The sequence below is a fragment of the Streptomyces candidus genome, from assembly GCF_014207445.1.
Lineage (GTDB): Bacteria > Actinomycetota > Actinomycetes > Streptomycetales > Streptomycetaceae > Streptomyces > Streptomyces candidus.
This window is the reverse complement of sequence record NZ_JACHEM010000013.1, coordinates 187,731-213,134: the sequence shown is the minus strand read 5'-3', so window position 1 is coordinate 213,134 and position 25,404 is coordinate 187,731. Positions and strand designations below refer to the sequence as shown.

The 25,404-nt window shown below is 71.7% G+C and carries 20 protein-coding genes; 6 read left to right on the top strand and 14 right to left on the bottom strand.

Features of this window, described 5'->3' with window-relative positions; all coding sequences use genetic code 11:
• Positions 1–164 precede the first annotated feature (164 nt).
• A complete protein-coding gene (gene xylA, locus HNQ79_RS24225; protein ID WP_185034492.1) occupies positions 165–1,334 on the top strand; it encodes a xylose isomerase in 1,170 nt (389 codons plus the stop codon).
• A gap of 46 nt (positions 1,335–1,380) precedes the next feature.
• Here xylA and HNQ79_RS24220 read toward each other — a convergent pair whose 3' ends face one another.
• The 4 genes from HNQ79_RS24220 to HNQ79_RS24205 form a co-directional block, all read right to left on the bottom strand.
• Positions 1,381–2,658: an ROK family transcriptional regulator gene (locus HNQ79_RS24220; RefSeq protein WP_185034490.1), complete on the bottom strand. Its 1,278-nt coding sequence runs from the start codon at positions 2,656–2,658 to the stop codon at positions 1,381–1,383.
• 115 nt (positions 2,659–2,773) lie between these two features.
• The gene (locus HNQ79_RS24215) at positions 2,774–4,225 is read right to left on the bottom strand and encodes an aldehyde dehydrogenase family protein (RefSeq protein ID WP_185034488.1); all 1,452 of its coding nucleotides are present in this window, start codon (positions 4,223–4,225) and stop codon (positions 2,774–2,776) included.
• Positions 4,226–4,431: 206 nt separating this feature from the next.
• A complete protein-coding gene (locus HNQ79_RS24210) occupies positions 4,432–6,024 on the bottom strand; it encodes a PucR family transcriptional regulator (RefSeq protein WP_185034486.1) in 1,593 nt (530 codons plus the stop codon).
• 103 nt (positions 6,025–6,127) lie between these two features.
• Positions 6,128–8,482 (bottom strand): ATP/GTP-binding protein, encoded by a 2,355-nt coding sequence (locus tag HNQ79_RS24205; protein ID WP_185034484.1) that lies wholly within the window; start codon positions 8,480–8,482, stop codon positions 6,128–6,130.
• A gap of 294 nt (positions 8,483–8,776) precedes the next feature.
• On the opposite strand from HNQ79_RS24205, the gene gabT reads away from it, so the two are divergent.
• Together gabT and HNQ79_RS24195 are read left to right on the top strand one after the other, a co-directional pair.
• Positions 8,777–10,120: a 4-aminobutyrate--2-oxoglutarate transaminase gene (gabT, locus tag HNQ79_RS24200; RefSeq protein ID WP_185034482.1), complete on the top strand. Its 1,344-nt coding sequence runs from the start codon at positions 8,777–8,779 to the stop codon at positions 10,118–10,120.
• Positions 10,121–10,466: 346 nt separating this feature from the next.
• Positions 10,467–11,063 carry a phosphatase PAP2 family protein gene (locus tag HNQ79_RS24195; protein WP_308437361.1) on the top strand — a complete coding sequence of 199 codons (597 nt, stop codon included), beginning with the start codon at positions 10,467–10,469 and terminating at the stop codon, positions 11,061–11,063.
• Here HNQ79_RS24195 and HNQ79_RS24190 read toward each other — a convergent pair.
• The 7 genes from HNQ79_RS24190 to HNQ79_RS24160 all read right to left on the bottom strand — a co-directional run bounded on the left by HNQ79_RS24190 (position 10,996) and on the right by HNQ79_RS24160 (position 18,989).
• Entirely contained in the window at positions 10,996–11,448 is a 453-nt protein-coding gene (locus tag HNQ79_RS24190) for a hypothetical protein (RefSeq protein WP_185034481.1), read from the bottom strand. The genes HNQ79_RS24195 and HNQ79_RS24190 overlap by 68 nt on opposite strands.
• Before the next feature lie 184 nt (positions 11,449–11,632).
• Positions 11,633–13,051: an NAD(P)/FAD-dependent oxidoreductase gene (locus HNQ79_RS24185; protein WP_185034479.1), complete on the bottom strand. Its 1,419-nt coding sequence runs from the start codon at positions 13,049–13,051 to the stop codon at positions 11,633–11,635.
• Positions 13,052–13,095: 44 nt separating this feature from the next.
• Complete coding sequence (locus HNQ79_RS24180) at positions 13,096–13,917, bottom strand: ABC transporter permease (protein ID WP_185034477.1); 822 nt, start codon at positions 13,915–13,917, stop codon at positions 13,096–13,098.
• The gene (locus HNQ79_RS24175; RefSeq protein ID WP_185034475.1) at positions 13,917–14,837 is read right to left on the bottom strand and encodes an ABC transporter permease; all 921 of its coding nucleotides are present in this window, start codon (positions 14,835–14,837) and stop codon (positions 13,917–13,919) included. The genes HNQ79_RS24180 and HNQ79_RS24175 overlap by 1 nt, the downstream gene beginning before the upstream one ends.
• Entirely contained in the window at positions 14,834–15,985 is a 1,152-nt protein-coding gene (locus HNQ79_RS24170) for an ABC transporter ATP-binding protein (RefSeq protein WP_185034473.1), read from the bottom strand. Before HNQ79_RS24170 ends, HNQ79_RS24175 begins: the two co-directional genes overlap by 4 nt.
• Positions 15,986–16,163: 178 nt before the next feature.
• Positions 16,164–17,429 (bottom strand): ABC transporter substrate-binding protein, encoded by a 1,266-nt coding sequence (locus HNQ79_RS24165; protein WP_185034472.1) that lies wholly within the window; start codon positions 17,427–17,429, stop codon positions 16,164–16,166.
• A gap of 45 nt (positions 17,430–17,474) precedes the next feature.
• The gene (locus HNQ79_RS24160) at positions 17,475–18,989 is read right to left on the bottom strand and encodes a gamma-aminobutyraldehyde dehydrogenase (protein WP_185034469.1); all 1,515 of its coding nucleotides are present in this window, start codon (positions 18,987–18,989) and stop codon (positions 17,475–17,477) included.
• Between the two features lie 205 nt (positions 18,990–19,194).
• Between HNQ79_RS24160 and ybiA the strand changes: the two genes are divergently transcribed.
• Positions 19,195–19,758, top strand: a complete 564-nt coding sequence (gene ybiA, locus HNQ79_RS24155) for a riboflavin biosynthesis intermediates N-glycosidase (protein ID WP_185034467.1) — start codon at positions 19,195–19,197, stop codon at positions 19,756–19,758.
• A 124-nt stretch (positions 19,759–19,882) separates the two neighbouring features.
• Here the strand turns inward: ybiA and HNQ79_RS24150 are convergent, their stop codons facing one another.
• Complete coding sequence (locus tag HNQ79_RS24150) at positions 19,883–20,575, bottom strand: DUF4190 domain-containing protein (protein WP_185034465.1); 693 nt, start codon at positions 20,573–20,575, stop codon at positions 19,883–19,885.
• Positions 20,576–20,779: 204 nt separating this feature from the next.
• On the opposite strand from HNQ79_RS24150, the gene HNQ79_RS24145 reads away from it, so the two are divergent.
• A complete protein-coding gene (locus tag HNQ79_RS24145) occupies positions 20,780–21,805 on the top strand; it encodes an adenosine deaminase (protein WP_185034463.1) in 1,026 nt (341 codons plus the stop codon).
• 74 nt (positions 21,806–21,879) lie between these two features.
• Positions 21,880–22,593: a glycerophosphodiester phosphodiesterase gene (locus tag HNQ79_RS24140; protein ID WP_185034460.1), complete on the top strand. Its 714-nt coding sequence runs from the start codon at positions 21,880–21,882 to the stop codon at positions 22,591–22,593.
• Positions 22,594–22,626: 33 nt separating this feature from the next.
• Here HNQ79_RS24140 and HNQ79_RS24135 read toward each other — a convergent pair whose 3' ends face one another.
• A complete protein-coding gene (locus HNQ79_RS24135; RefSeq protein ID WP_185034458.1) occupies positions 22,627–23,832 on the bottom strand; it encodes a polyamine ABC transporter substrate-binding protein in 1,206 nt (401 codons plus the stop codon).
• Positions 23,833–23,904: 72 nt separating this feature from the next.
• The gene (locus tag HNQ79_RS24130) at positions 23,905–25,344 is read right to left on the bottom strand and encodes a gamma-aminobutyraldehyde dehydrogenase (protein ID WP_185034456.1); all 1,440 of its coding nucleotides are present in this window, start codon (positions 25,342–25,344) and stop codon (positions 23,905–23,907) included.
• Positions 25,345–25,404: the final 60 nt, after the last annotated feature.

Genomic DNA, 25,404 nt, shown 5'->3' with positions numbered 1-25,404 from the left:
CGCGGTGCGTGCCGGGTGGGTGCGGCGGCTTGGATCGTACACAGAACAAATGCGCGCGCCCAGGAGCGGAACGCACCGGCTCTGGCCTTCCGAAGCCGTCTCGTGCAGTATTAGTCATGTAAAAAAACAAATAGGGCCCAACCCCCGAGGACAAAGGTGTCGGCATGACGGAGCGCTACTCCCCCACCCCCGGCGACAAGTTCACCTTCGGTCTGTGGACCGTCGGCTGGCAGGGGCGTGATCCCTTCGGCGACGCGACCCGGCCCGCGCTCGACCCGGTCGAGTCGGTGCGCAGGCTCGCGGACCTCGGGGCGTACGGGGTGACCTTCCACGACGACGACCTGATCCCGTTCGGAGCGGGCGACAGCGAACGCGAGTCCCTGGTCAAGCGGTTCCGCCAGGCGCTGGACGCGACGGGCATGAAGGTGCCGATGGCGACCACGAACCTCTTCACGCACCCCGTGTTCAAGGACGGCGGCTTCACCGCGAACGACCGCGACGTACGGCGCTTCGCCCTGCGCAAGACGCTGCGCAACATCGACCTGGCCGTGGAGCTCGGCGCCACCACGTACGTGGCGTGGGGCGGCCGGGAGGGTTCCGAGTCCGGCGGGGCGAAGGACGTGCGTATCGCCCTCGACCGGATGAAGGAGGCCTTCGACCTGCTGGGCGACTACGTCACGGAGCAGGGCTACGACCTGCGCTTCGCCATCGAGCCCAAGCCCAACGAGCCGCGCGGCGACATCCTCCTGCCGACGATCGGTCACGCCCTGGCGTTCATCGAGCGCCTGGAGCGGCCGGAGCTGGTGGGCGTCAACCCGGAGACCGGGCACGAGCAGATGGCGGGCCTCAATTTCCCGCACGGCATCGCGCAGGCGCTCTGGGCCGGAAAGCTGTTCCACATCGACCTCAACGGCCAGAGCGGGATCAAGTACGACCAGGACCTGCGTTTCGGCGCGGGCGACCTGCGTCAGGCGTTCTGGCTGGTGGACCTGCTGGAGACGGCCGGGTACCAGGGTCCGCGGCACTTCGACTTCAAGCCGGTCCGCACGGACGGTTTCGACGGGGTGTGGGAGTCGGCGGCAGGCTGCATGCGCAACTACCTGATCCTCAAGGAGCGGGCGGCGGCCTTCCGCGCCGACCCGGCGGTGCGGCAGGCGCTGCGGGACTCGCGGCTGCACGAGCTGGCGCAGCCGACGGCGGAGGACGGCCTGTCCGGGCTGCTCGCGGACCGCGACGCGTACGAGGACTTCGACGTGACCGCGGCGGCCGAGCGGTCGATGGCCTTCGAGCGTCTCGACCAGCTGGCCATGGAGCACCTGCTCGCGGTGCGGTGACACCGGGGCCGCCCGCGGCCCGGCGCCCTCCGCGGGGCCGCCGGGCCTAGGCGTACGCCAGCGGGTCGTTCAGTACGGCCTGGACGGCCTGCGCGGCGGCGCCCCGGGCGGCGTCCGTGCACAGGGAGGCGGCGCGCACCCGGCCGGAGCCGACACGCCACAGACCGGACACCACCCGCTCGGAGAGCACCTGGTCGGCCGCGGGGACAAGCCACTCCGCGAGCCCGCGGTAGGCGCCGCCGAGCACCACCGCCTCCGGATCGATCAGGTTCACCGCCCCGGACAGGACCAGGCCCAGCTTCTCGCCCGCCGTGTACAGGGCGGTGAGGGCGGGGCCGTCCTCGTCCACCGCCCGGCGTTCCAGCTCGACGACGCCGGGGACGCCCGCGTCCTCGTCGAGGCCCGCGTTGCGCAGCAGGGCGCGCTGGCCCGCGTACTGTTCCAGGCAGCCGCGCGCCCCGCAGCGGCACGGCGGGCCGTCGGCCTGTGCCACGACGTGCCCGATCTCCCCGGCGAACCCGTGGGCCCCGCGCAGGAGTTCACCGCCCAGGACGAGCGCGCCGCCCACCCCGACCTCGCCGCTGAGGTAGAGGAAGGAACGGGGCGTCTCCTGCGGGTCCCCGAACCACAGTTCGGCGAGTGCCGCGAGGTTGGCCTCGTTGTCGGCGCTGACCGGCAGGGGCGGGAGGGGGCGGCGCTCCACGGCCAGGATCCGGTGGAAGCGGCTGACGACGGTGATGTCGTTCCACCCCAGGTTGGGGGCGTGCCGGACGGTGCCCTCCGAGATCAGACCGGGGAGCGCCAACTGCACGCCGACCGGGCGCAGTTCCTGGGCGGTCGCGGAGTCGATGGCGCGCAGGGCGAGTTCCGCCACCCGGCACAGGACGTCGGAGGGGCGCCTCGTGCGGTTGTCGAGGTGCTCGGTGAGCCGGACCCGGTCGGTGCCCGCGAGGTCGACGACGCACACGGCGAGGTAGTCGACGTTGATCTCGACGCCGAGCCCGGCGACCCCGGTACGGGCCACCTTCAGCACGGTGCCGGGGCGTCCCGCCTGCCCGCTGAACGTCTTGCCGTACTCGGCGAGGAACCCGCCCTCCAGCAGCTGCTCGACGAGCGAGGACACGGCCGCCCTGGTCAGCCCCACCCGGGCCGCGACCTGGGCGCGGGTGCTCTCCCCCGTGTCGTGCACGGCACGCAGCACGAGGCTGAGGTTGCTGCGCCGCACGGTGTCCTTGTCGGCCTTGGCGCCCAGGGAGCGCGGCGCGGGCGGCTTCCCGGAGTGCGCGGCGGAACCGGAAGGGGAGGCCGGTGGGCTGATCGTCATGGTGCTGACGAGCCTACTGGCCTCCCCGGGCGGGTTCAGCCGCTGTGGGATTTCCCGTGGGTGGTGCGCGTACCGTGCCCGGGCCGCTTCCCGCGGACCGTTCCCGGCGCGCCGCCTACAGGTCGATGCCCGTGAGGACCATGACGCGCTCGTACGTGTAGTCGTCCATCGCGTAGCGGACGCCCTCGCGGCCGACGCCGGACTGCTTCACGCCGCCGTACGGCATCTGGTCGGCACGGTACGAGGGAACGTCGCCGACGATCACGCCGCCGACCTCCAGGGCGCGGTGCCCGCGGAAGGCCGCCTGGATGTCGTGGGTGAACAGGCCCGCCTGGAGGCCGTACTTCGAGGAGTTGACCGCCTCGAAGGCCTCCTTCTCGCCGTCGACCTTCTGCACGGACAGCACCGGGCCGAAGACCTCCTCGCAGGAGAGGGTGACGTCGGCGGGCAGGTCCGCGAGGACGGTGGGGGCGTAGGACGCGCCGTCGCGCTTGCCGCCGGTGAGGAGCCGGGCGCCGGCCTCGACGGCCTCGTCCACCCAGGACTCGACGCGCTTGGCGGCGTTCTCGTCGACCAGCGGGCCGACCTCGGTGGACGGGTCCGAGGGGTCGCCGGTGACCTGGGCCTCGACGGCCGCGACGATCTTCGGGACCAGGCGGTCGTAGACGGAGGCGTCCGCGATCACGCGCTGCACGGAGATGCAGGACTGGCCGCCCTGGTAGTTGGAGAAGGTCGCGATCCGGGTCGCGGCCCAGTCCAGGTCCTCCTCCGAGGAGAAGTCGCCGAGGACGACGGCCGCGCCGTTGCCGCCGAGCTCCAGGGTGCAGTGCTTGCGCGGGACGGAGTCCATGATCGCGTAGCCGACCTTGTCGGAACCCGTGAAGGAGATGACCGGCAGGCGCTCGTCCTGGACCAGGGCGGGCATCTTGTCGTTCGCGACCGTCAGCACCGACCAGGAACCCGCCGGAATGTCGGTCTCGGCGAGCAGCTCGCCCAGGATCAGACCGGACAGCGGCGTCGCCGGGGCGGGCTTCAGGATGATCGGCGCACCGACGGCGAGCGCGGGGGCCACCTTGTGGGCGCACAGGTTGAGCGGGAAGTTGAACGGCGCGATGCCGAGGACGACACCGCGGCTGAAGCGGCGCGTCAGGGCGAGACGGCCGACGCCGCCCGCGTCCGTGTCGAGGCGCTGGGCCTCGCCGCCGTTGAAGCGGCGGGCCTCCTCGGCGGCGAACCGGAAGACGGACACCGCGCGGCCGACCTCACCGCGGGCCCACTTGATCGGCTTGCCGTTCTCGGCGGAGATCAGCTGGGCGATCTCCTCGGTGCGCTCGCCGAGCCGGTCGGCGACGTGGTTGAGGGCGGCGGCGCGGACGTGCGCGGGGGTCGCGGCGAACTCGTCCTTGACGGCGTACGCGGCGGCCACGGCCTCCTCGACCTGGGCGTCGGTCGGCACGGACACCGTGCCGACGGTCCGGCCGTCCCACGGGGACGTGACGTCGAAGGTCTCGTCACCGGTGGCCTGGCGGCCGGCGAGCCAGAAGGCGTGGGTGGAAGTGGAAGTCATAGGGGGTTCCGGCCCTTCCGAGAGGTGGGGGGACTGAGGGTTTACGGGTCCCACCGTAGGACGGGGGCGGAGCACCGTCGCTTGTCCGGCGTGGAGTGTTGCCCACCACCGAGGCTCCGTATTGGCACCCAAGCCCCACCCCTCCCCATCCGCCCCTCGGGCGGCGAGACCGCACGCTCCCTGCCACCCCCACACAGCACGCGCCCCTACTGCCCCCCAGTCGCCTTCAGCGCCAGCCAAAGCTCCATCCGCACATCCGGATCGTCCAAGGAGCGCCCGAGGATCTCCTCGACCCTCCGCATCCGGTACCGCAGCGTGTGCCGGTGCACTCCCAGCTGGGCCGCCGCCGCATCCCACTGGCCGTGCCTCGACAGCCACGCCCGCAGCGAGGCGACCAGATCGCCTCGCCCGGTCGCGTCGTGCTCGTGCAACGCCCGCAGCATCCCGTCCGCGAAGGCCCGGACCGCGTCGTCCGCCAGAAGGGGCAGTACCGAACCGGTCGCCAGCTCCTCGTGCTCGACGAGCGCGCGTCCCCGCCGCCGTGCCACCGACAGCGCCTGTTCCGCCTGCTTGAAGGCGCTCGCGGCGGCGATCGGCCCGGCGGGGGCGGACAGACCGACGACGAGGTCGTCCGCCTCGGCCGGTTCCAGGGGCCGGGCCGCGTCCCCGCGCCGTACCGCCGTGTGCAGGGTGCACGCGGCGACCGCCTCGCCGCCGTCGGACGCGAGGACCACCACCCGGGTTCCGTCCGGAACGACGAGGACGGCCTCGCCCGCCCGCGCCGCCGCCGATTCGAGAGCGTCGACGAGTGCCTGGAGGAACTCCGCGCCGTCCGTGCCCTCACCGGCCGCTTCGGCGATCAGGATGCGGAAGGGGGCGTCCAGCAGGCTGCCGTAGAGGTCGCCCGCCACCGCGCGGGCGTGGTCGGGTTCCCCGGCGAGCAGCATGCGCAGGACGGCCGCGCCCAGCCGCGCCTCGGCCGCCTGGAGGGCCCGGGTCCGCTCGGTGGTCAGGGTGAGGAGGGCGATCGCGGAGTGCACCGCGTACCGTTCCGCCGTCCCCAGCGGGGCGGCCGTGCCGACGGCGAGGGCGCCGCGCGCCCGCCGTCCGGCACCCAGCGACTGGAGCTCGACCCGGTCGTCCGTGCCGTCGTCGTCGCCACAGGCGCCGCCGACCACCGCGCTGGCGGGCGCCGCCCGCTCCCGGAGCCGTTCGACGTCGGCGGTGAGGCGGGCGGCGCGGCGGCCCGCCCAGTCGGGGGCCGCCGCGACGACCGCGCCGGACGCATCGTAGACGGCCGCCCAGCCGTCGACGTGCGCGGCCAGTTTGGCGACGAGATCGGCGGGGCCCGCCAGGGCCGCCCTGGTCAGTTCGCGCTGCGCCTCGAAGCCCGCCGTGACGGCCCGGTACTGGTCGGCGGCGATGGCGGCCGAGACCGCTTTGGAGATGGCCAGGAAGGGGGTGCGGCGCGGTACCTCCAGGAGGGGGAAGTCCTCGGCCTCGGCCGCGGCGAGCAGGGCCTGCGGGATCTCGTCGTAGCTGACGCCCACCGCGAAGCCCAGGCCGACGACTCCCGCGCCGGCCAGCCTGCGCACGTAACGGCGCATCGCCTCCGGGTCCTCGGCGTCGAGCTTCATCGCGGTGATCAGGAGGAGTTCGCCGCCCTCCATGTAGGGGACGGGGTCGGCGAGCTCGCTGACGTGCGCCCAGCGCACCGGGGTCTCCAGCCGGTCCTCCCCGGCGCGCACGACGAGCTTGAGCGCGGAGTGGTGGACGAGGGAGGCAAGGGTGGGCGGCATCAGTGCGGGGGACCTTCTCCGGGAGGGAAGTGCGCCGTCCCGTACGAACGGCTCCTCCGATTCTGCCAGGACGTACGTATGGCGCGCGTTCCGGCGAGGCTGCTCAGTCCCGCAGGTCCACCAGCAGCGGCGGCGCGTGCTCGCCCCGTACCGTCGTCAGCGACAGCACCGCGTGCCCGGCGGGCACCCCGCGCGCCAGCTCCGAGGCCGACCAGCGTTCCCGTTCCACCTTCTTGATGGTGACCGCGTTGGTGACGACGGCCTTGCCGGTGACGAGCTTGCGCAGCGCGTGCAGGGCCCGGGTCAGCGGCTGGTGGGCGAAGACGGTGTGCTGTGCGACCTCCCTGGTCTCCACCCACTCCGTCCCCCACGCCTCGGTGAAGCGCCGCCCGTCCCAGGTGCTGACCCCGGAGAACGCCATGTGGCAGCCGACCGCGCCGAGCAGCGGGATGTGCAGCGGCTCGGGTACGTCGTCGACGGTACGCAGGTTCAGCACGACGCCCGCGTGGGCGGAGCGCAGACGGCTCACTCCGCGTACGGTCTCGGGGGTCAGCGTCGCCGTCGCGTCGTCCAGGACCAGGCAGCTGAACAGCGAGCGGTCGGCGCGGGTGGTGACGGACAGCAGGAACTGGGCCAGCAGCAGCCGGGCGAGGAGCCGGGAGGCCTCCGCGTGGCCGCGCTCGGGCAGCTCGACGCGGACCCGCATCGGGTGGTGCTGGAGGGCACGCAGGGAGAACGGGCGGGCCGATGGGGAGGTGTCGAAGAAGTCGGCGAAGGCGGGCCGGTCCAGGAGGGCGAGCCGGTCGGCGAGGGCGGGGCAGGGGTCGGCCGCGGTACCCATCTGCCGGACCCGGGAGAACAGGTCCCGCAGCATCGCCGAGGCTCCCGCCGCGTCCAGCTCGGCGGCCAGGCGCTGGAGCGCGGCCGGGTCGCCGCGCAGGAGTTCGTACAGCTCGGGCACGCCGGGGAAGCGGCCGTGCACCTCCCGGTAGGGGCCGATGAGCTGGGCGAGCGCGGTCGCGGCGCGCCCGGTGTCGGCCGCGTCGAGGTCGCCGACGAGGCCTTCGGCCAGGACGGTGGAGGCGGCTTCGGCGTCGGTGGTGCCGCCGTACAGGTCCAGGTCGTGGACCGAGCCGGGGTCGCCGACCTTGACGACGACGTCGTAGGCCCCGACGCCGAGCGGGTCGGCCCCGGCGGCGCACACGACGATCACACTGCACTTTCCGGCGAGCGCCTGGAGGGCGAGGGACTCGACGACGGGGACGGTCAGCCGGTCGGTCTTGCCCGCGCCCGGCGGCCCGACGGCGAGGAGGGAGGTGCCGAGGACGGCGGGTTCGAGGGCGGTGCCCGCGCCGCCGCGCCGGTACGGGTTGGGGTCGCCGTCGACGTAGTGGCCGACGCGGACCTGGCCGGTGAGCAGGTCGTGGCGGGCGGTGCGGCGCGGCAGGTCGCGGGCGCCCGACGGGTGGGTGAAGGCGGCGGCGCCGTCGCGCAGGACGGTGGCGGCGAAGAGGGCGCGTCGCTCCGGGTCGTCGCCGGCGGCCGCCCAGGCCCGCTTGATCCGCACGAGGTCGACGTCGTTCATCCGGCCCCCGCGCACCTCGGCGGTGAGCAGGTCGGCGGCCTCCCGCTCACCGGCCGCACGCAGCTCGGGCCAGCGGGCGGGGTCGGCGGCGGGGTGCGTGGGCAGCGGGGGCGGCTGCGTGGCGCCGGTACGGCGTACGGCGCCCGCCCAGCCGCCCATCCTGGCGAAGGGCCAGAGCAGGGCGACGGTGATCCCGGCGTAGACGGCGTAACTGACGAGGGTGGCCACGAGCCGGTTGCCGCCGCCGCCCAGCCAGGCGTCCGGCAGCAGGATGAGCACCGGGTCGAGCACGGGGAGGTTGCGCGTCCACACCAGCACCTGCACCAGGAAGGCGAGCGAGGCGGCGGTCAGCGCCCGGAAGGGCTGCTCACGGCTGCGGACGAAGCGCCGGAAGACCTCCGTCCAGTTGCCGAGCCGGCCGAACCAGTAGATGAGGAGCGCCCCGAAGATCCCCGTGTAGACGACGACGCCTTCCGCGGCCTCCGGCGTCCTGGGGCCGCCGTACATTCCCGCGTTCCACCAGTCCCCCGGGGTGACGAGCTTCATGGGAACGAGCCAGTACGGGATGTAGTTGTTCCACCACAGCGACCAGATCAGCAGCCCGGACAGGAGCGAGATGACCGCGCCGACCAGCAGGGAGCGGTCGCTCGCCCCGTCCTGTTCGGGCTGTTCGGGGCGCGGCCGGTGGCCGAGGCGCCAGTAGCCGGGCTCCGCGGGCGGGCGGGGCGTGGTCAGCCAGTCCTCGACCGGGGACAGCGGCGGGGCGGCCTGCGGTACGGGCGGCAGGTCCGGTGGCGGCGGCCCGGCCGGGCGCGGTACCGAGCCCGCGGCCCGGGTGGTGTGCGCTCCGTCGTGCCTGTCACCGGTGTTCATGTGTGCCCCTCGTCCCCACGAACCAGCTGTACGTCCTGCCCACAGGCGGCCAATCTAGTGGCCGGGCCCGCCGTAGCGCCGCTCCCGCACCCCGCGGGCCCGCTATGTCCGTACCGGACAAGGCGGCGCCCGTACTTCTCCGAGACGGAACATGCCCGCACCCCGGGCCCGCCCCTAGCCTGCGAAGTAGCCCGAGCGCCGGATGCGTCCCCGTCGGATCGCCGCAGGCGGTTTCACCCCGTCGGACCCACCTCCGCCGGATTCACCCCACACCCCTTTCCCGAGGAGCCCCTCATGAGCGCAGTCCCGCAGGAGCGCCGCGTCGTCACCGCCATCCCCGGCCCGAAGTCGCAGGAGCTTCAGGCCCGCCGCACGGCCACGGTCGCCGGCGGGGTGGGTTCCGTGCTTCCCGTGTTCACGGCCCGCGCGGGCGGCGGCATCATCGAGGACGTCGACGGCAACCGTCTGATCGACTTCGGTTCGGGCATCGCCGTGACCTCGGTCGGCGCGTCCGCCGAGGCCGTCGTGCGCCGCGCCTCCGCGCAGCTCCAGGACTTCACGCACACCTGTTTCATGGTGACGCCGTACGAGGGCTACGTCGAGGTGTGCGAGCAGCTCGCCGAGCTGACCCCGGGCGACCACGCCAAGAAGTCGGCACTGTTCAACTCGGGCGCCGAGGCCGTCGAGAACGCGGTGAAGATCGCCCGCGCGTACACCAAGCGCCAGGCGGTCGTCGTCTTCGACCACGGCTACCACGGCCGGACCAACCTGACGATGGCGCTGACCGCCAAGAACATGCCGTACAAGCACGGCTTCGGCCCGTTCGCCCCCGAGGTCTACCGCGTCCCGGTCGCCTACGGCTACCGCTGGCCGACCGGTGCCGAGAACGCGGGCGCCGAGGCCTCCGCCCAGGCCATCGACATGATCAACAAGCAGATCGGTGCGGAGAACGTCGCCGCGATCATCATCGAGCCGGTGCTCGGCGAGGGCGGCTTCATCGAGCCCGCGAAGGGCTTCCTGCCCGCGATCTCGAAGTTCGCCACCGACAACGGCATCGTCTTCGTCGCCGACGAGATCCAGTCCGGCTTCTGCCGCACCGGCCAGTGGTTCGCGTGCGAGGACGAGGGCGTCGTCCCCGACCTGATCACCACCGCCAAGGGCATCGCGGGCGGCCTGCCGCTCGCCGCGGTGACCGGCCGCGCCGAGATCATGGACGCCCCGCACGCGGGCGGCCTCGGCGGCACGTACGGCGGCAACCCGGTGGCCTGCGCCGGTGCCCTCGGCGCGATCGAGACGATGAAGGAGCTGGACCTCAACGGGAAGGCGAAGCGCATCGAGGAGGTCATGAAGGACCGCCTCGCCGCGATGGCGGAGAAGTTCGACGTCATCGGCGACATCCGCGGCCGTGGCGCGATGATCGCCATCGAGCTGGTCGAGTCCGGTACGAAGGACGGCGCGAAGACCCCGGACGCGGCCGCCGCCGGCGCGCTCGCCAAGGCCTGCCACCAGGAGGGCCTGCTGGTCCTGACCTGTGGCACCTACGGCAACGTGCTGCGCTTCCTGCCGCCGCTGGTCATCGGCGAGGACCTGCTCAACGAGGGCCTGGACATCCTGGAAGGCGCGTTCGCCGCGATCTGATCCGCGTCCGGGAGACACTGCCCCTGTGAAGAAGCTGTGGGGGGCCGATGGCGGGATCGCGGTCCCGTTGTCGGCCCCCTCTCTCCTGTCGTACGGTTCCTGGCAGATGAGAGGAACACCCCGCTCGCAGGGGACTGCGAACGGATCCGGGGCGGCGCTTTCCCGGCACTTCCCTGGCCGTGCCTTCGCGCACACCTCCGGAGCCTCGCGCTCCGGATCTCCTCGATCGGACGGCGGCCCGCCCCACACCCCCCGGGGCGGCCGGTCCTCCGGTCCGACCGACCGCCCCGGAGCCACCCCCCCTGCTCCGGGGCGGTCGGCATGTCCGTGGCCGCTGCTGTCGGCCGTGCTCCTGTTCGCGCTGTGCACCTGGCAGGTTCTCGTACGGGGCCCCCTGCTCGACGCCGACATTCGTCTGGACCACCTGCTGGTCGGCCGCGGTCCCCGCGTCGTCACCGAGTTCTGTGCCGACCTGGGCAACCCGCAGGTCGCGCTCCCGGCCCTGGCCCTCGCCCTCGGGTACGCGCTGCGGCGCGGCGTACGGTTGCCCGCGCTCGCCGTCGCCCTGGCGATGGCGGCGGTGCCGGCCGTCGTCGTACCGCTGAAGGCGCTCACCGGCCGGCCGTCGCCGCTCGATGCGGCCGCCACCGGCTACTTCCCGTCCGGGCACGGCGCGACGGCGGCCGTCGCCTACGGCGGGGCCGCGCTGCTGTTGGCCCACGCACACGGCGGGCGTCCGCGATGGCCGCTGCCCGTCGCGCTCGTGCTCGTCCTGGCGACCGGCACCGGCCTCGTCCTGCGCGGGTACCACTGGCCGCTGGACGTGCTGGCCGCCGGATGCCTGGGGGTGATCCTGCTCGCCCCGGCACGGTGGCTCAGTGGTCGCGGGGCAGCCGGCTCGCCGCCTCGTGCATCGCGAGCTCCAGCAGCGCCGGGTCGGTGAGGGTGCCCCGGCCGTCCGGGGCGACCACCCAGCGGACGCCGCCGGTGGTCCTGCCCGGGTAGGGCACCACGATCCAGGTGCCGCGGCCGGCGCCCCGCACCCCCGTGCCGAGCCAGCGGGCGGCCGTGCCCGCGGGGACGAAGAAGCCCATCCGCGCGTCGCCGAAGTCGGCGAGGACCGGGCCGGGCCGCTCCACCAGGCGGGTCAGCACGCCGAGGGTGGGGCAGCCCAGTCCGCCGGGCAGGATCAGCACGTCCCAGTGGCGGCCGGCGGGCAGCAGGGCGACGCCCAACGGGTTGCGTTCCCACTCCCAGCGGCAGGCACCGGGATCCGGGGCGGCCGAGGCCAGCCACTCCACCGCGGTCTTCGCTTCCGAGCCAGCCATCGTTCTCGGCCTCCTTCTCGTTTCCCCGTGGCACCGACGGACGGTGCGTACACAGGGAGAGAGGGGGTCCGGACGCCGTCATGACGCGGGTTGCGCTCACCCGTAGGGGTGAATCCGGCGTCGGCGCACGACGCGGTGGTGCGCCCCCGGAGCGGCCGGGGGCGCACGGGGCGGACGCCGGGGTTCAGCTGTCGAAGCCGAGGCCCGCCCTGTCCATGGCCTTCAGCCAGAGATTGCGCCTGCCCCCGTTGTCGTCGGCACGGGCCATCGAGCGCTTGGTGATCTCGATGCCCGCCCAGGCGACCGGCTCCGGCGGGAACGGCAGCGGCTTGCTGCGCACCATCTCCAGCTCGGTGCGCTCCGTCTTCTTCCCGTCGAGGAGGTCGAGCATCACCTCCGCACCGAAGCGGGTCGCGCCCACGCCGAGGCCGGTGTAGCCCGCCGCGTATGCGACCTTGCCCGCGTGCGCGGTGCCGAAGAAGGCGGAGAAACGGGTGCAGGTGTCGATCGCGCCGCCCCAGGCGTGGGTGAAGCGCAGCCCCTCCAACTGCGGGAAACACGTGAAGAAGTGCTCGGCCAGCTTGAGGTAGGTCTCCGGGCGGTGGTCCAGCTCGGCGCTCAGCCTGCCGCCGAAGTGGTAGACCGCGTCGTAGCCGCCCCACAGGATCCGGTTGTCCTCGGAGATCCGGAAGTAGTGGAACTGGTTGGCGCTGTCCCCGAGTCCCGCCCGGTTGCGCCAGCCGACGGCGGCCAGCTGTTCGTCCGTCAACGGCTCGGTCATCAGGGCGTAGTCGTAGACCGGCACCGTGTAGTGGCGCAGCCGCTTCACCAGCGACGGAAAAACGTTCGTGCCGAGCGCGACGCGGCGGGCGAAGATGCGCCCGTACGAGGTACGGACGGCCGTCCCGTTGTCGTCCGAGGCGAGCTGGGTGGCCTTGGTGTTCTCGTAGACGCGCACCCCGAGTTCCAGGCAGGCGCGCTTGAGGCCCCAGGCCAGCCGGGCCGGGTTGAGCATGGCCACGCCGCGCTTGTCCCACAGGCCGCCCAGGAAGGTCGGCGAGTCGACCTCGGCGCGCACGGCGTCCGCGTCGAGCAGTTCCATGTGCGCGGCGAGACCGAGGCCTTCGGCCTCCTCGTACATCTCGCGCAGTTCGTCGAGCTGGTGCGGCTCGGTGGCCACGTCGATCTCGCCCGTACGCTCGAAGGCGCAGTCGATCCCGTACCGGGCGACGGTCTCCTCGATGGCGTCGAGGTTGCGTGCCCCCAGCTCTTCGAGCCTGCCGATCTCCTCGGGCCAGCGGGCGATGCCGTTGCCCAGGCCGTGGGTGAGGGAGGCGGCGCAGAAGCCGCCGTTGCGCCCGGAGGCGGCCCAGCCCACCTCGTGCGCCTCGATGAGGACGACGTCGCGTTGCGGGTCGCGCTCCTTGGCGATCAGCGCGGTCCACAGTCCGCTGTAGCCGCCGCCGACGACCAGCAGGTCGCAGCGTTCGTCCCCGGTGAGGGACTGCTCGGGGGCGGGGCGGGCGGGGTCGTCGAGCCAGAACGACAGCGGCTTCGCGCCGGAAAGGGATTGTGCGGCACTACGCATGGCTACCGGGGCCATGGTTTCCAACTCCTTCGGGGAACTGCTCGGGCGGTGCGGCGGCCCTACTCGGGTGCCGCACTGTTCTTCCGGCGGCTCGCGAGGAGCTGACCGCCGAGGACCACCAGCACAGCGATGACGAACATAGCTGTACCAATGACGTTGATTTGTACGGGCGTGCCGCGCTGTGCGGAGCCCCAGACGAACATGGGGAAGGTGACAGTCGAGCCCGCGTTGAAGTTCGTGATGATGAAGTCGTCGAACGACAGCGAGAACGCGAGCAGCGCACCGGCCGCGATGCCGGGGGCGGCGATCGGCAGGGTCACCCGCAGGAAGGTCTGGAGCGGCCCCGCGTACAGGTCGCGGGCCGCCTCCTCCAGCCGGGGGTCCATGGACATCACGCGTGCCTTGACCGCCGTCACCACGAAGCTGAGGCAGAACATGATGTGCGCGATGAGCACGGTCCAGAAGCCGAGCGGGGCACCCATGTTCAGGAAGAGCGTCAGCAGCGAGGCCGCCATGACGACCTCGGGCATCGCCATCGGCAGGAAGATCAGCGAGTTGATCGCACCGCGCGCCCGGAAGCGGTAGCGGACCAGCGCGAAGGCGACCATCGTGCCGAGCACGGTCGCGCCCAGCATCGCCCAGAAGCCGAGCTGCAGGGAGAGGGCGAGCGAGCCGCACAGGTCGGCGACGCCGCACGGGTCCTTCCAGGCGTCCAGCGAGAACTGCTGCCAGGCGTAGTTGAAGCGCCCGTTGGGCTTGTTGAACGAGAACACCATCACGACGACGTTCGGCAGAATCATGTAGGCGAGCGTCAGCAGCCCCGCGATCACGACGAGATTGCGCCGGAGCCATGTGACGGGTCGTTTCGAAAGCTGCGTCATCAGACGAGGTCCTCCGTCCCGGACTTGCGCATGTAGACGGTGACCATGACCAGCACGATCGCCATCAGGATGAAGGACAGCGCGGCGGCCGTCGGATAGTCGAGCACCCGCAGGAACTGCGACTGGATGACCGAGCCGACCATCTTGGTGTCGGTCGAGCCGAGCAGTTCGGCGTTCACGTAGTCGCCGGCCGCCGGGATGAAGGTCAGCAGCGTGCCGGAGACGACACCCGGCATGGACAGCGGGAACGTCACCTTCCGGAAGGTCGTCGCGGGGCTCGCGTACAGGTCACCGGCCGCTTCGTGGAGCTTGCCGTCGATGCGTTCCAGCGAGGTGTAGAGCGGCAGGATCATGAACGGCAGGAAGTTGTACGTCAGTCCGCAGACCACCGCGAGCGGCGTGGCGAGCAGCCGGCTCCCCTCGGTCCAGCCGAGGAAGTCGGTGAGGTCCAGGATGTGCAGGGTGTTGAGGACGTCGACCACCGGGCCGCCGTCGGCCAGGATCGTCTTCCAGGCCAGCGTGCGGATCAGGAAACTGGTGAAGAACGGCGCGATGACCAGCACCAGGACGAGGTTGCGCCAGCGGCCCGCCTTGAACGCGATGAGGTAGGCGAGCGGGTAGCCGAGCAGCAGGCACAGGATCGTGGCGGTGCCCGCGTACAGCAGCGAGCGGACGAACTGCGGCCAGTACTCGCCGAACGCGTCCAGGTACGTCCGGAAGTGCCAGGTGACCTTGAACCCCGCCTCCAGCGAACCGGTCTGCAGGGAGGTCGACGCCTGGTAGACGAGCGGCAGCGCGAAGAAGACCAGCAGCCACAGGATGCCGGGCACCAGCAGCCAGTACGGCACCAGGCGCTTGCGCGTCGACGGCTTGTGCACGGGGGGTTCCGCCTTGACGGGCCGTGCTTCGGTGAGCGTCACGAGGCGTCCTCCACCGACTGCACGCCCGCGTCGATGGCCTGGTCGGCGTCGAGGCCGAACGTGTGCTCCGGGTTCCAGTGCAGGACGACCTCGGTGCCGGGGGTCAGCCGGGCGTCCCGTTCGACGTTCTGCACGTACACCTCGAAGTCCGCGCAGGAGGGGCTGTCGACGATGAACTGCGTGGAGACGCCGATGAAGCTGGAGGCCACGATGCGGCCGGTGAGGCGGTTGCGGCTGTCGGGAACCGTGGCGTCGTCGTCGGCGTGCGCGATCGACACCTTCTCCGGGCGTACGCCGATGAGGATCCGGTCGCCGGGGGAGGTCTGCGCCCGACATCGGCCGGCGGGCAGCTTCAGCTTCACGTCGCCGCAGGTCACGGTGGTGACGTCGGAGGCGGTCGCGGCGATCTCGGCCTGGATGAGGTTCGAGGTGCCGAGGAAGTTCGCGACGAAGGTCGTCCTCGGGTTCTCGTACAGGTCCGCGGGGGCGCCGAGCTGCTCGACCCGGCCGCCGTTCATCACCGCGACCTGGTCGGCCATCGTCATGGCCTCCTCCTGGTCGTGGGTGACGTGCACGAAGGTGATGCCGACCTCGGTCTGGATGCGCTTGAGCTCCAGCTGCATCTGGCGGCGCAGCTTGAGGTCCAGGGCACCCAGCGGCTCGTCCAGGAGGAGCACCTGGGGGTGGTTGATCAGCGCGCGGGCGACGGCGACCCGTTGCTGCTGGCCACCGGAGAGCTGGTGCGGCTTGCGGTGCGCGAACTGGCCGAGCTGGACCAGCTCAAGCATCTCGTCGACCTGCTTCTGCACGGACTTGATGCCGCGCCGGCGCAGCCCGAAGGCGACGTTCTCGCTGATGTCCAGGTGCGGGAAGAGAGCGTAGCTCTGGAAGACGGTGTTCACCGGGCGCTTGTACGGCGGCAGGTGCGTGACGTCGGTGCTGCCGAGCGACACGGTGCCGGTGGAGGGGTCCTCCAGGCCGGCGATCATGCGCAGCGTGGTCGTCTTGCCGCAGCCGGACGCGCCGAGCAGGGCGAAGAAGGAGCCCTGCGGGACGGTCAGGTCGAGCGGGTGCACGGCCGTGAAGGCGCCGTAGGTCTTGCTGATCCCGGCGAGGCGGACGTCGCCGCCTTCGGTCTTCTGAGTCATGGGTTGCGGTCCCAGGGGAGTCGGGGTGCGTCAGGGAGTGCGGGGGCGGCGGAGCCGCTGGGCATGCGTGCGGGGCGAGGCCTCTGTGCGTACGTGCGGGGGCGGAGCCGGAGCGTCGTGCGGCGGGAGCCGGAGGGTCCGGATGCGCGTGCGGGGGGCCGGTGGGCGCGACGGGCGGTTACGCCCCGATGAGCTTGGCGAACTTCTCCTCGTACGACTTCTCCTCGGCCTCGCTGAGCGGCCGGAAGGGGTGCGACAGCTCGGCCATCGCCCTGTCCGGGAGGATCAGCGGCGACTTCGCCAACTCCTCGTCGATCTTGGCCAGTTCCTCGCGGACGCCGTCGACGGGGCACACGTAGTTGATGTACGCGGCGAGCTGTGCGGCGGGGCCGGGCTCGTAGTAGTAGTCGATCAGCTTCTCGGCGTTGGTCTTGTGCCGGGCCCTGGCGGGCACCAGCAGGTTGTCCGAGGAGAAGATGTAACCCGCCTTGGGGACGGCGAACTTGATCGCCGGGTTGTCCGCGGCGAGCTGTACGACGTCACCGGCCCAGGCGACGCACGCCGCCAGGTTCCCGCTCTCCAGGTCGGCGGTGTAGTCGTTGCCGGTGAAGCGGCGGATCTGCTTGCGGTCGACAGCCTTCTGCAGCCGGGCGATCGCCGCGTCGTAGTCGTCGTCGGTGAACTTCGCGGGGTCCTTGCCGAGGTCCAGGAGCGTCATGCCGACGCTGTCGCGCATCTCGGAGAGGAATCCGACCTTCCCCTTGAGGGCCGGGTCGTCGAGCAGTTGTGTCACGGAGTCGACCTTGCGGCCGCCGGTGGCCTTCTCGTTGTACGCGATGACCGTGGAGATACCGGTCCAGGGGTACGAGTGGGCGCGGCCCGGGTCCCAGACGGGGTCGCGGAACTGGGCGCTGAGGTTCGCGAACGCGTGCGGCAGGTGTGCGGGGTCGAGCTTCTGCACCCAGCCGAGCCTGATCAGCCGGGCGGCCAGCCAGTCGGTGACGCAGATCAGGTCGCGGCCGATGTCCTGGCCGTTGTGCAACTGCTGCTGGATCTTGCCGAAGAACTCGTTGTTGTCGTTGATGTCCGCCGTGTACTTGACGGACACCCCGGTACGCCGGGTGAAGCCGTCCAGTGACGGATACCTCTTGGTCTTCTCGTCCACGTCCATGTACTCGGTCCAGTTGGAGAAGACGACCTGCTTCTCCTTGGCCGAGAAGTCGTCCGCGACCGCTGCTTCCCCGCCCTTGCCGCCCGCGGCCGGAATGCCGCAGGCGCTCAGCGCGCCGACGCCACCGACGGCCAGGGCGCCACCGCCGGCGGCGCGCAGCAGCGATCGGCGGGTGAGAGCACCCCGGCCGCTGCTGATGCTGCGCCGCACGGCATTCGCCACGGGGTCGCCGGGGCCCGGTACGGAGAATCTCCCGTGCTGGAACTGCTCCATGCGCAATTGCCCTTCCGGGTGGTTGCCGCTGGTCAGGCGGACTCTTTATCGGTCCCCGAAAATCGTGCGGTGCCAGTCCTTGCGGGCCACCGCGGTGTTGTCGAACATGACGTGCTTCACCTGGGTGTACTCCTCGAACGAGTACGCCGACATGTCCTTGCCGAAGCCGCTGGCCTTGTACCCGCCGTGCGGCATCTCGCTGAGGATCGGAATGTGGTCGTTGACCCATACGCAGCCCGCCTTGATCTCGCGGGTGGCGCGGTGGGCGCGGAACACGTCGCGCGTCCAGGCCGAGGAGGCCAGGCCGTACGGGGTGTCGTTGGCGAGAGCGATGCCCTCGTCGTCGCTGTCGAAGGGCAGTACGACGAGCACCGGGCCGAAGATCTCGTCCTGGACGGCCTCGCTGTCCTGGGCGGCGTCGGCGATCAGGGTCGGACGGTAGTAGGCGCCGTCCTTGAGGGCACCCTGCGGGGCCTCGCCGCCGGTGACGATGCGGGCGTAGGAGCGTGCCCGGTCGACGACGGCGGCGACGCGGTCGCGCTGGGCGAAGCTGATGAGCGGGCCGAGGTCGGTCGACTCGTCGAACGGGTCGCCCAGCCGGACGGACTCCATCAGCTCCGCGACCCCGCTCACGAAGGCGTCGTACAGCGGACGCTGGACGTACGCGCGCGTGGCGGCGGTGCAGTCCTGGCCGGTGTTGATGAGCGCACCCGCGACCGCGCCGTGGATCGCGGCTTCGAGGTCCGCGTCGTCGAAGACCAGGAACGGGGCCTTGCCGCCCAGCTCCAGGTGCAGCCGCTTGACGCTCGCCGTGGCGATCTCCGCGACCCGCTTGCCGACCGGGGTGGAGCCGGTGAAGGAGGTCATGGCGACGTCGGGGTGACCGACGAGGTGCTCGCCGGCGTCCTTGCCCGCGCCGGTGACGACGTTGATGACGCCGTCCGGCAGCCCTGCCTCCGTGGCGGCCTGGGCGAACATCAGCGAGGTGAACGGAGTCAGCTCGGCGGGCTTGAGCACGATGGTGTTGCCCGCCGCGATGGCGGGCAGCACCTTCCAGGCGGCCATCTGGAGCGGGTAGTTCCAGGGAGCGATGGAGCCCACGACGCCGATCGCCTCACGGCGGATGTACGAGGTGTGGTCACCGTCGTACTCACCGGCGGACTTGCCCTCCAGGTGCCGGGCCGCGCCCGCGAAGAAGGCCGCGTTGTCGATCGTGCCGGGGACGTCGAACTCCCGCGACAGCTTGATCGGCTTGCCGCACTGCAGCGACTCCGCGTACGCGAAGTCCTCGGCCTGTTCGGCGAGGACGGCCGCGAATCCGTGCAGGGCGTCGGAACGCTCACCGGGGGTCGCGCCGGACCAGCCGGGGAAAGCCGCCTTGGCCGCCGCCACGGCCGCGTCGACGTCGTCGGTTCCGGCCAGTTCGTAGGTGTGGATCCCCTCGCCGGTGGCGGGGTTCACGACCGTGTGAGTACGACCCGAGGTACCGGGACGCAACTGCCCGCCGATGTACTGTGCGCCGCCTTCGAAACGGTCCTGCACCTGGAAGCGGTTGCCCATGCGCTCTCCTCCGCCGTTCACCCCGTCATACGGAGGTCGGCGTAGCTCCAGCTTGATTTGATTGCCGATCCTGGCAGAGCCGAACGCCGCCAACAAGTGATTCCGTTGTTGCCTTTTGGTTACGCGACGGATTCGGTCGACCGAGTGTCGAGTCGGCGTGGAAATACCGTACGGAGTGTCCGTGGCGGATGCCAGACTCGCATGCATGAGACGGATCGAGGAGCTGGCGGCGCAGGTCAACAGGGGCGAGAGGGTGGAGTTCCTGTACTTCTGGGGTCACCGTCCGCGACCGGACGGCTCGCTCGGCCCGAGCGTTTTCAGCCAGTGGTGGGAGTCGCCGTTCACCGTGGACGGCGTGCGGTACGCGACCGCAGAGCACTGGATGATGGCCCGCAAGGCGGAGCTCTTCGGCGACGAGGAGGCGCGGCGGGCGGCGCTGGAGGCCACCTCGCCCGCCGCCGCGAAGAAGGCCGGCCGCCTCGTCCGCGGCTTCGACGATGCCCTCTGGCAGGACCGCCGGTTCGACATCGTCGTCGAGGGAAACGTCCACAAGTTCACCCGGCATCCGGACCTGGGTGCCTACCTCCTGGGCACGGGCGGCCGCGTGCTGGTCGAGGCGAGTCCCGTGGACCGGGTCTGGGGCATCGGCCTGACGGCGGACGACCCGCGGGCCGCGGACCCCGCGCAGTGGCGGGGGCACAACCTCCTGGGCTTCGCGCTCATGGAGGTCAGGAACCGGTTGCTGACCCTCCCGTTGCCGACGCACTGACGCCCCGGCCGCCGGGGCCGCGGGCGGAGGGGTAACCGGGCCGCCCGCGGCAGGCCCCGGCAGTCGGCGGTGGCAGCGGGCGGTTGCGCTCGGCCGGTCCAGCGGGCGCCGGCGGTCGGCCGCTCTAGCGGGCGGCTGCCGCCACGACACCGGCGGAGGCGCGCTGCGAGTCCGCGCCCCACGGGTCGGCGCCCGCCCGCGATTCGCTCTGCACGATGGCCCAGACCATGAAGGCGAGGAAGACGGCCCCGACCAGGATGCCGACCGATCCGGTGATGATCCCGGCCAGCGCCATGCCGCCGTTCGTCGCTTCTCCTTGCGCGGCCCGCTTGCGCCCGAGGACCCCGAAGACCACGGCCATGATGCCGAGGACCATGCTCACGACGCCCCAGGCGCAGAACAGGGGGATCGACACGATCCCGAGCACCATCGCCGTGATGCCGAAACCGTTGCGCGGCTGCCCCTGGCCCGTCCAGCCGCCCGGTGTGGCGTAGCCCGGGTACCCCGGATACCCGCCGCCGGTGGGGTAGGGCGACGCGGGCGGGTAGCCGTAGGCCCCGGGCGTGGGTCCGGGCGCACCCTGGCCCGCGGGGTATCCGTACGCCGCGGAAGGACCGGGGGCCGGGGGCACGCCGGGCACCGCGTCCGACGGGGCGGCCGGCATCGACGTCACCGTCGGCTGGTCGTGCACCGGGTTCGGGAGCGGCCCGCCCGGCGCGGACGCGCCCGGCTTGTCCAGCGGCGCCCGGTTCCCGGAGCTCTCCGGCGGCGCCCAGGGGTCCGGTGCCTCCGGATACTGCGGCGTGTTGTCTGACATGGGCCCTCCCGATCGCGGTTCCCCGGTCATGCTACGGCGTACCCCACATGGCCCAGTGTCCCGCCTACGATGATCCCCAGCCACTCCGTGTCCCGTTCTCCGGCCGGCCGCCCCGCACCCCGTGCGCGGCGTCGTCGGCGACCGCCACGGCGTCCCCTCACCGTCACCGCACCCCGTACCGCCCCGCTGCTCCAGGAGGATCCGATGTCAGACCTGCGCCCCTTCATCGCGGGCCTGCCCAAGGCCGAACTGCACGTGCACCACGTCGGGTCCGCCTCCCCGCGCATCGTCGCCGAGCTGGCCGCCCGGCACCCCGACTCCAGGGTGCCCAGCGACGAGGCCGCGCTCGCCGAGTTCTTCACGTTCACCGACTTCGCGCACTTCATCGACGTGTACCTGTCCGTCGTGGACGTGATCCGCACCCCCGAGGACGTCCGGCTGCTCACCTTCGAGGTGGCCCGCGACATGGCCCGGCAGAACATCCGGTACGCCGAGCTGACCGTCACCCCGTACAGCTCGACCCGCCGGGGCATCGACGCGCAGGCGTTCATGGACGCCATCGAGGACGCCCGCAAGGCCGCCGAGTCCGAGCTCGGCGTCATCCTGCGCTGGTGCTTCGACATCCCGGGCGAGGCGGGTCTGGAGTCGGCGGAGGAGACGGTGCGGCTGGCACTGGAGCACCGTCCCGAGGGGCTGGTCTCGTTCGGTCTGGGCGGCCCCGAGATCGGTGTGCCGCGCCCGCAGTTCAAGCCGTACTTCGACCGGGCCATCGAGGCGGGGCTGCACTCCGTCCCGCACGCGGGCGAGACCACGGGCCCCGGGACGGTCTGGGACGCGCTGAACGACCTGCGCGCCGAGCGCATCGGCCACGGCACCAGCGCCGCCCAGGACCCGGAACTCCTCGCCCACCTGGCCGAGCACCGGATCCCGCTCGAAGTCTGTCCCACCTCGAACATCGCCACCCGCGCCGTCGCCTCGCTGGACGAGCACCCGATCAAGGCGATGGTCGCGGCGGGCTGCCTGGTCACCATCAACAGCGACGACCCGCCGATGTTCGGCACCGACCTCAACACCGAGTACGCGGTGGCCGCCCGCCTCCTGGACCTGGACGAGCGCGGCGTGGCGGAGCTCGCCAAGAACGCCGTCGGGGCATCCTTCCTGGACCCGGCGGGCAAGGCGGCGCTCGCCGCGGAGATCGACTCCTACACGGCGCGGTGGCTCGCCGGCTGAGCACCGCCCGGCTGGACGTGCGGACCGTGCGCGCCCGCTGAGCGCCGTACCCCCGTTTCGCCAACAATGACCTCATGAGCACCGACAGGCGCAGCTTCCTCGCCGTGGGGCACCGCGGGGATCCGTACCGCTTCCGCGAGAACTCGCTGCCCTCGATCCGCTCGGCGCTGTCCCTGGGTGCCGACGCGGTGGAGGTCGACGTACGGCTGACCCGCGACGGCGTCCCGGTCCTGCTGCACGACGAGACGCTGGAGCGGCTGTGGGGTCACGAGCGGTGGCTGGCCGACCTCACGAAGGCCGAGCTCGACGCGCTGACCGGCGGTGAGGTGCCGACCCTGCGCGAGGCGGTGCTCGCCGTCGGGGCGCGTCGCCTGCTGATCGACCTGCCCGGCGCGCACGAACCGCTGGTGCGCGAGGTGGTGGAGGTGCTGCACGTGGCAGGGGCCGGCCAGCGGATGTACTACTGCGGCGGCCCCGCCGCGATGATGCGTGTCCGCGCCGCCGACCCGCACGCCGAGATCGCCCTGACCTGGAAGTCCACCGCTCCGCCCCGCCCGGAACTGCTGGCGGCGATCGGCCCGCGCTGGCTGAACTGCCGCTTCGCCCTGGTCGACCGGGCACTCGTCGAGCGCGCGCACCGCAGCGGCCTGCTGGTCGGTGCGTGGACCGCGGACACCCGCCGCACCATGCGCCGGCTGCTCGCGGCCGGCGTCGACGCCATCACCACCAACCGGCTCCGCGCACTCACCGGGGAAGTGGCCGAGTTCCGCCGCACGCAAGGGAGTTGACGCAGATGGGACGATGACCGGCGCGGGGAGGCGTCAGAGCCCCACGATCCCGTTCCACGTCTTCGCGAACTCCAGCCGCTCCTCCGCCGTGATGTCCCGGGCGATGGCGAGCCGCTTGCGCATCTCGTCGTCCGGGAAGATCAGCGGGTCCTCGGCGAGGGCAGCCGTCTCCTCGTCCTTGGAGGACGCGATGATGTCGCGGGCGGCCGGGACCGGGCAGACGTAGTTGACCCAGGTGGCCAGCTCGGCGGCGATCCCGGGGTCGTAGTAGTGGTCGATCAGCTTCTCGGCGTTGCGCTTGTGCTTGGCGCGGTTGGGGATCATCAGGGACTCCGCCCACAGCTCCGCGCCCTCCTCCGGGACGACGAACTCGATGTCGGGGTTGTCGGCCTGGAGCTGGACGACGTCGCCCGAGTACGCCTGGCAGGCCAGGACGTCGCCCGAGGACAGGTCCTTGACGTAGTCGTTGCCGGTGAAGCGGCGGATGTGCTTGCCGTCCACCAGCTTGCCGACCCGGTCGCACATGCGGTGGAAGTCGTCGGCGGTCCACCGGGTGACGTCCACACCCTCCCCCTGCATGAGCAGCGCGAAGCTCTCGTCCAGTCCCGAGAAGAGCGTGACCCGGCCCTTGAGTTCGGGCCGCCACAGGTCCGCGACGTGCTTGATCTCGCGGCCGAGCTTCTTGCGGTTGTACGCGATGCCGGTGATCCCGGACTGCCAGGGGACGGTGTGCAGCCGGCCCTTGTCGAACGCGGGCGAGAGCAGTTGCGGATCCAGGTACTTGGCGACGTTGGGCTGCTTGGCGCGGTCCATCTCCTGCACCCAGCCCAGGCGTACGAAGCGGGACGCCATCCAGTCGCTCATGACGACGAGGTCGCGGCCGGTCTCCTGGTGGTTCATCAGGGCCGGGCTGATCTTGCCGAAGAACTCGTCGTTGTCGTTGATCTCCTCGGTGTACCGGACGGAGATCCCGGTGCGCTTCTGGAACTCCTCCAGGGTGGGGCGCCTGGACTCGTCCTCGTCGTCCGTGTCGATGTAGAGCGGCCAGTTGGCGAACTGCAGGCTCCTGTCCCGGTCGGAGGTGTCCGTACCGGCCCGGTCGCCCGGCTCCACGTAAGCGGCGGGGACACCGCACCCGGTGAGCGCGGCGAGCGCGCCCGTCGTGCCTATTCCGTACCCGATGCCGCGGAGCACCGTACGGCGCGAGAGACGACGCGAGACGCGACCAGGATCACCCATGGGGCCCACCCTTCCCCGATGCGCGGGGGCGGGCAATAGACACTTCGTCTACCGCCCGCCCCGCTACGCGTCTCAGCCGTCCAGCGACGTCATGACGTGCTTGATCCGGGTGTAGTCCTCGAAGCCGTACGCGGACAGATCCTTGCCGTAACCGGACTTCTTGAATCCGCCGTGCGGCATCTCCGCGACCAGCGGGATGTGGGTGTTGATCCACACACAGCCGAAGTCGAGGTTCTTGGACATGCGCATGGCGCGCGCGTGGTCCTTGGTCCACACCGAGGACGCGAGGGCGTACTCCACGCCGTTCGCCCACTCCAGCGCCTGCGCCTCGTCGGTGAAGGACTGCACGGTGATGACCGGGCCGAAGACCTCGTTCTGGATGATCTCGTCGTCCTGCTTGAGGCCGGAGACGACGGTCGGAGCGTAGAAGTAGCCCTTGTCGCCGACCTGGTGGCCGCCCGCCTCGACCTTGGCGTGCGCGGGCAGCCGGTCGACGAAGCCGGAGACCTGCTGGAGCTGGTTGGCGTTGTTGAGCGGCCCGTAGAGCACGTCCTCGTCGTCCGGCAGTCCGGTCTTCGTGTCGGCCGCCGCCTTGGCGAGCGCGGTCACGAACTCGTCGTGGATCGAGGCCTGCACGAGCACGCGGGTGGCGGCCGTGCAGTCCTGGCCGGCGTTGAAGAAGCCCGCCACCGAGATGTCCTCGACGGCCTTGGCGATGTCGGTGTCCTCGAAGACGACGACCGGCGCCTTGCCGCCCAGCTCCAGGTGGACCCGCTTGAGGTCCTTGGACGCGGACTCGGCGACCTGCATGCCGGCCCGTACGGAGCCGGTGATGGAGGCCATCGCCGGGACCTTGTGCTCGACCATCGCGCGGCCGGTGTCACGGTCGCCGCAGACGACGTTGAAGACGCCCCTGGGGACGATGGAGCCGATGATCTCGGCCATCAGGACGGTCGACGCGGGGGTGGTGTCCGACGGCTTCAGGACGACCGTGTTGCCCGCGGCGAGCGCGGGGGCGAACTTCCACACGGCCATCATCATCGGGTAGTTCCACGGTGCGACCTGCGCGCAGACGCCGACCGGCTCGCGGCGCACGATGGAGGTCAGGCCCTCCATGTACTCGCCGGCGCTGCGGCCCTCCAGGAGACGCGCCGCGCCCGCGAAGAAGCGGATCTGGTCGACCATCGGCGGGATCTCTTCGGTGCGGGTCAGGCCCAGCGGCTTGCCGCAGTTCTCCGACTCGGCGGCGATCAGCTCCTCCGCGCGCTCCTCGAAGGCGTCCGCGATCTTCAGCAGGGCCTTCTGGCGCTCGGCGGGCGTCTGGTCGCGCCAGGCGGGGAACGCTTCGGCGGCGGCGGCCATCGCGGCGTCGACGTCCTCCTGGCCGGAGAGCGGCGCGGTCGCGTACGCCTCGCCGGTCGCCGGGTTGATCACGTCGGTGGTCCGGCCGTCGGCGGCGTCCCGGAACTCCCCGGCGATGTAGTTGCGCAGACGGCGCAGCTCGGTGGTCACGGCCACTCTCCCTTGTCGATGTGTCGATGTCCGGTGGGCGAGACACCCACATTAGTCAGA

Bases quoted from the DNA above. Each gene is read 5' to 3' on its own strand.
- HNQ79_RS24210 (WP_185034486.1), bottom strand. From the start codon at position 6,024: ATGCCGCCCACCCTTGCCTCCCTCGTCCACCACTCCGCGCTCAAGCTC.
- HNQ79_RS24170 (WP_185034473.1), bottom strand. From the start codon at position 15,985: ATGACTCAGAAGACCGAAGGCGGCGACGTCCGCCTCGCCGGGATCAGC.
- ybiA (WP_185034467.1), top strand. From the start codon at position 19,195: ATGAGACGGATCGAGGAGCTGGCGGCGCAGGTCAACAGGGGCGAGAGG.
- HNQ79_RS24205 (WP_185034484.1), bottom strand. From the start codon at position 8,482: ATGAACACCGGTGACAGGCACGACGGAGCGCACACCACCCGGGCCGCG.
- HNQ79_RS24215 (WP_185034488.1), bottom strand. From the start codon at position 4,225: ATGACTTCCACTTCCACCCACGCCTTCTGGCTCGCCGGCCGCCAGGCC.
- HNQ79_RS24135 (WP_185034458.1), bottom strand. From the start codon at position 23,832: ATGGGTGATCCTGGTCGCGTCTCGCGTCGTCTCTCGCGCCGTACGGTG.
- HNQ79_RS24140 (WP_185034460.1), top strand. From the start codon at position 21,880: ATGAGCACCGACAGGCGCAGCTTCCTCGCCGTGGGGCACCGCGGGGAT.
- HNQ79_RS24220 (WP_185034490.1), bottom strand. From the start codon at position 2,658: ATGACGATCAGCCCACCGGCCTCCCCTTCCGGTTCCGCCGCGCACTCC.
- HNQ79_RS24165 (WP_185034472.1), bottom strand. From the start codon at position 17,429: ATGGAGCAGTTCCAGCACGGGAGATTCTCCGTACCGGGCCCCGGCGAC.
- HNQ79_RS24150 (WP_185034465.1), bottom strand. From the start codon at position 20,575: ATGTCAGACAACACGCCGCAGTATCCGGAGGCACCGGACCCCTGGGCG.
- HNQ79_RS24145 (WP_185034463.1), top strand. From the start codon at position 20,780: ATGTCAGACCTGCGCCCCTTCATCGCGGGCCTGCCCAAGGCCGAACTG.
- HNQ79_RS24180 (WP_185034477.1), bottom strand. From the start codon at position 13,917: ATGACGCAGCTTTCGAAACGACCCGTCACATGGCTCCGGCGCAATCTC.
- gabT (WP_185034482.1), top strand. From the start codon at position 8,777: ATGAGCGCAGTCCCGCAGGAGCGCCGCGTCGTCACCGCCATCCCCGGC.
- xylA (WP_185034492.1), top strand. From the start codon at position 165: ATGACGGAGCGCTACTCCCCCACCCCCGGCGACAAGTTCACCTTCGGT.
- HNQ79_RS24160 (WP_185034469.1), bottom strand. From the start codon at position 18,989: ATGGGCAACCGCTTCCAGGTGCAGGACCGTTTCGAAGGCGGCGCACAG.
- HNQ79_RS24190 (WP_185034481.1), bottom strand. From the start codon at position 11,448: ATGGCTGGCTCGGAAGCGAAGACCGCGGTGGAGTGGCTGGCCTCGGCC.
- HNQ79_RS24185 (WP_185034479.1), bottom strand. From the start codon at position 13,051: ATGGCCCCGGTAGCCATGCGTAGTGCCGCACAATCCCTTTCCGGCGCG.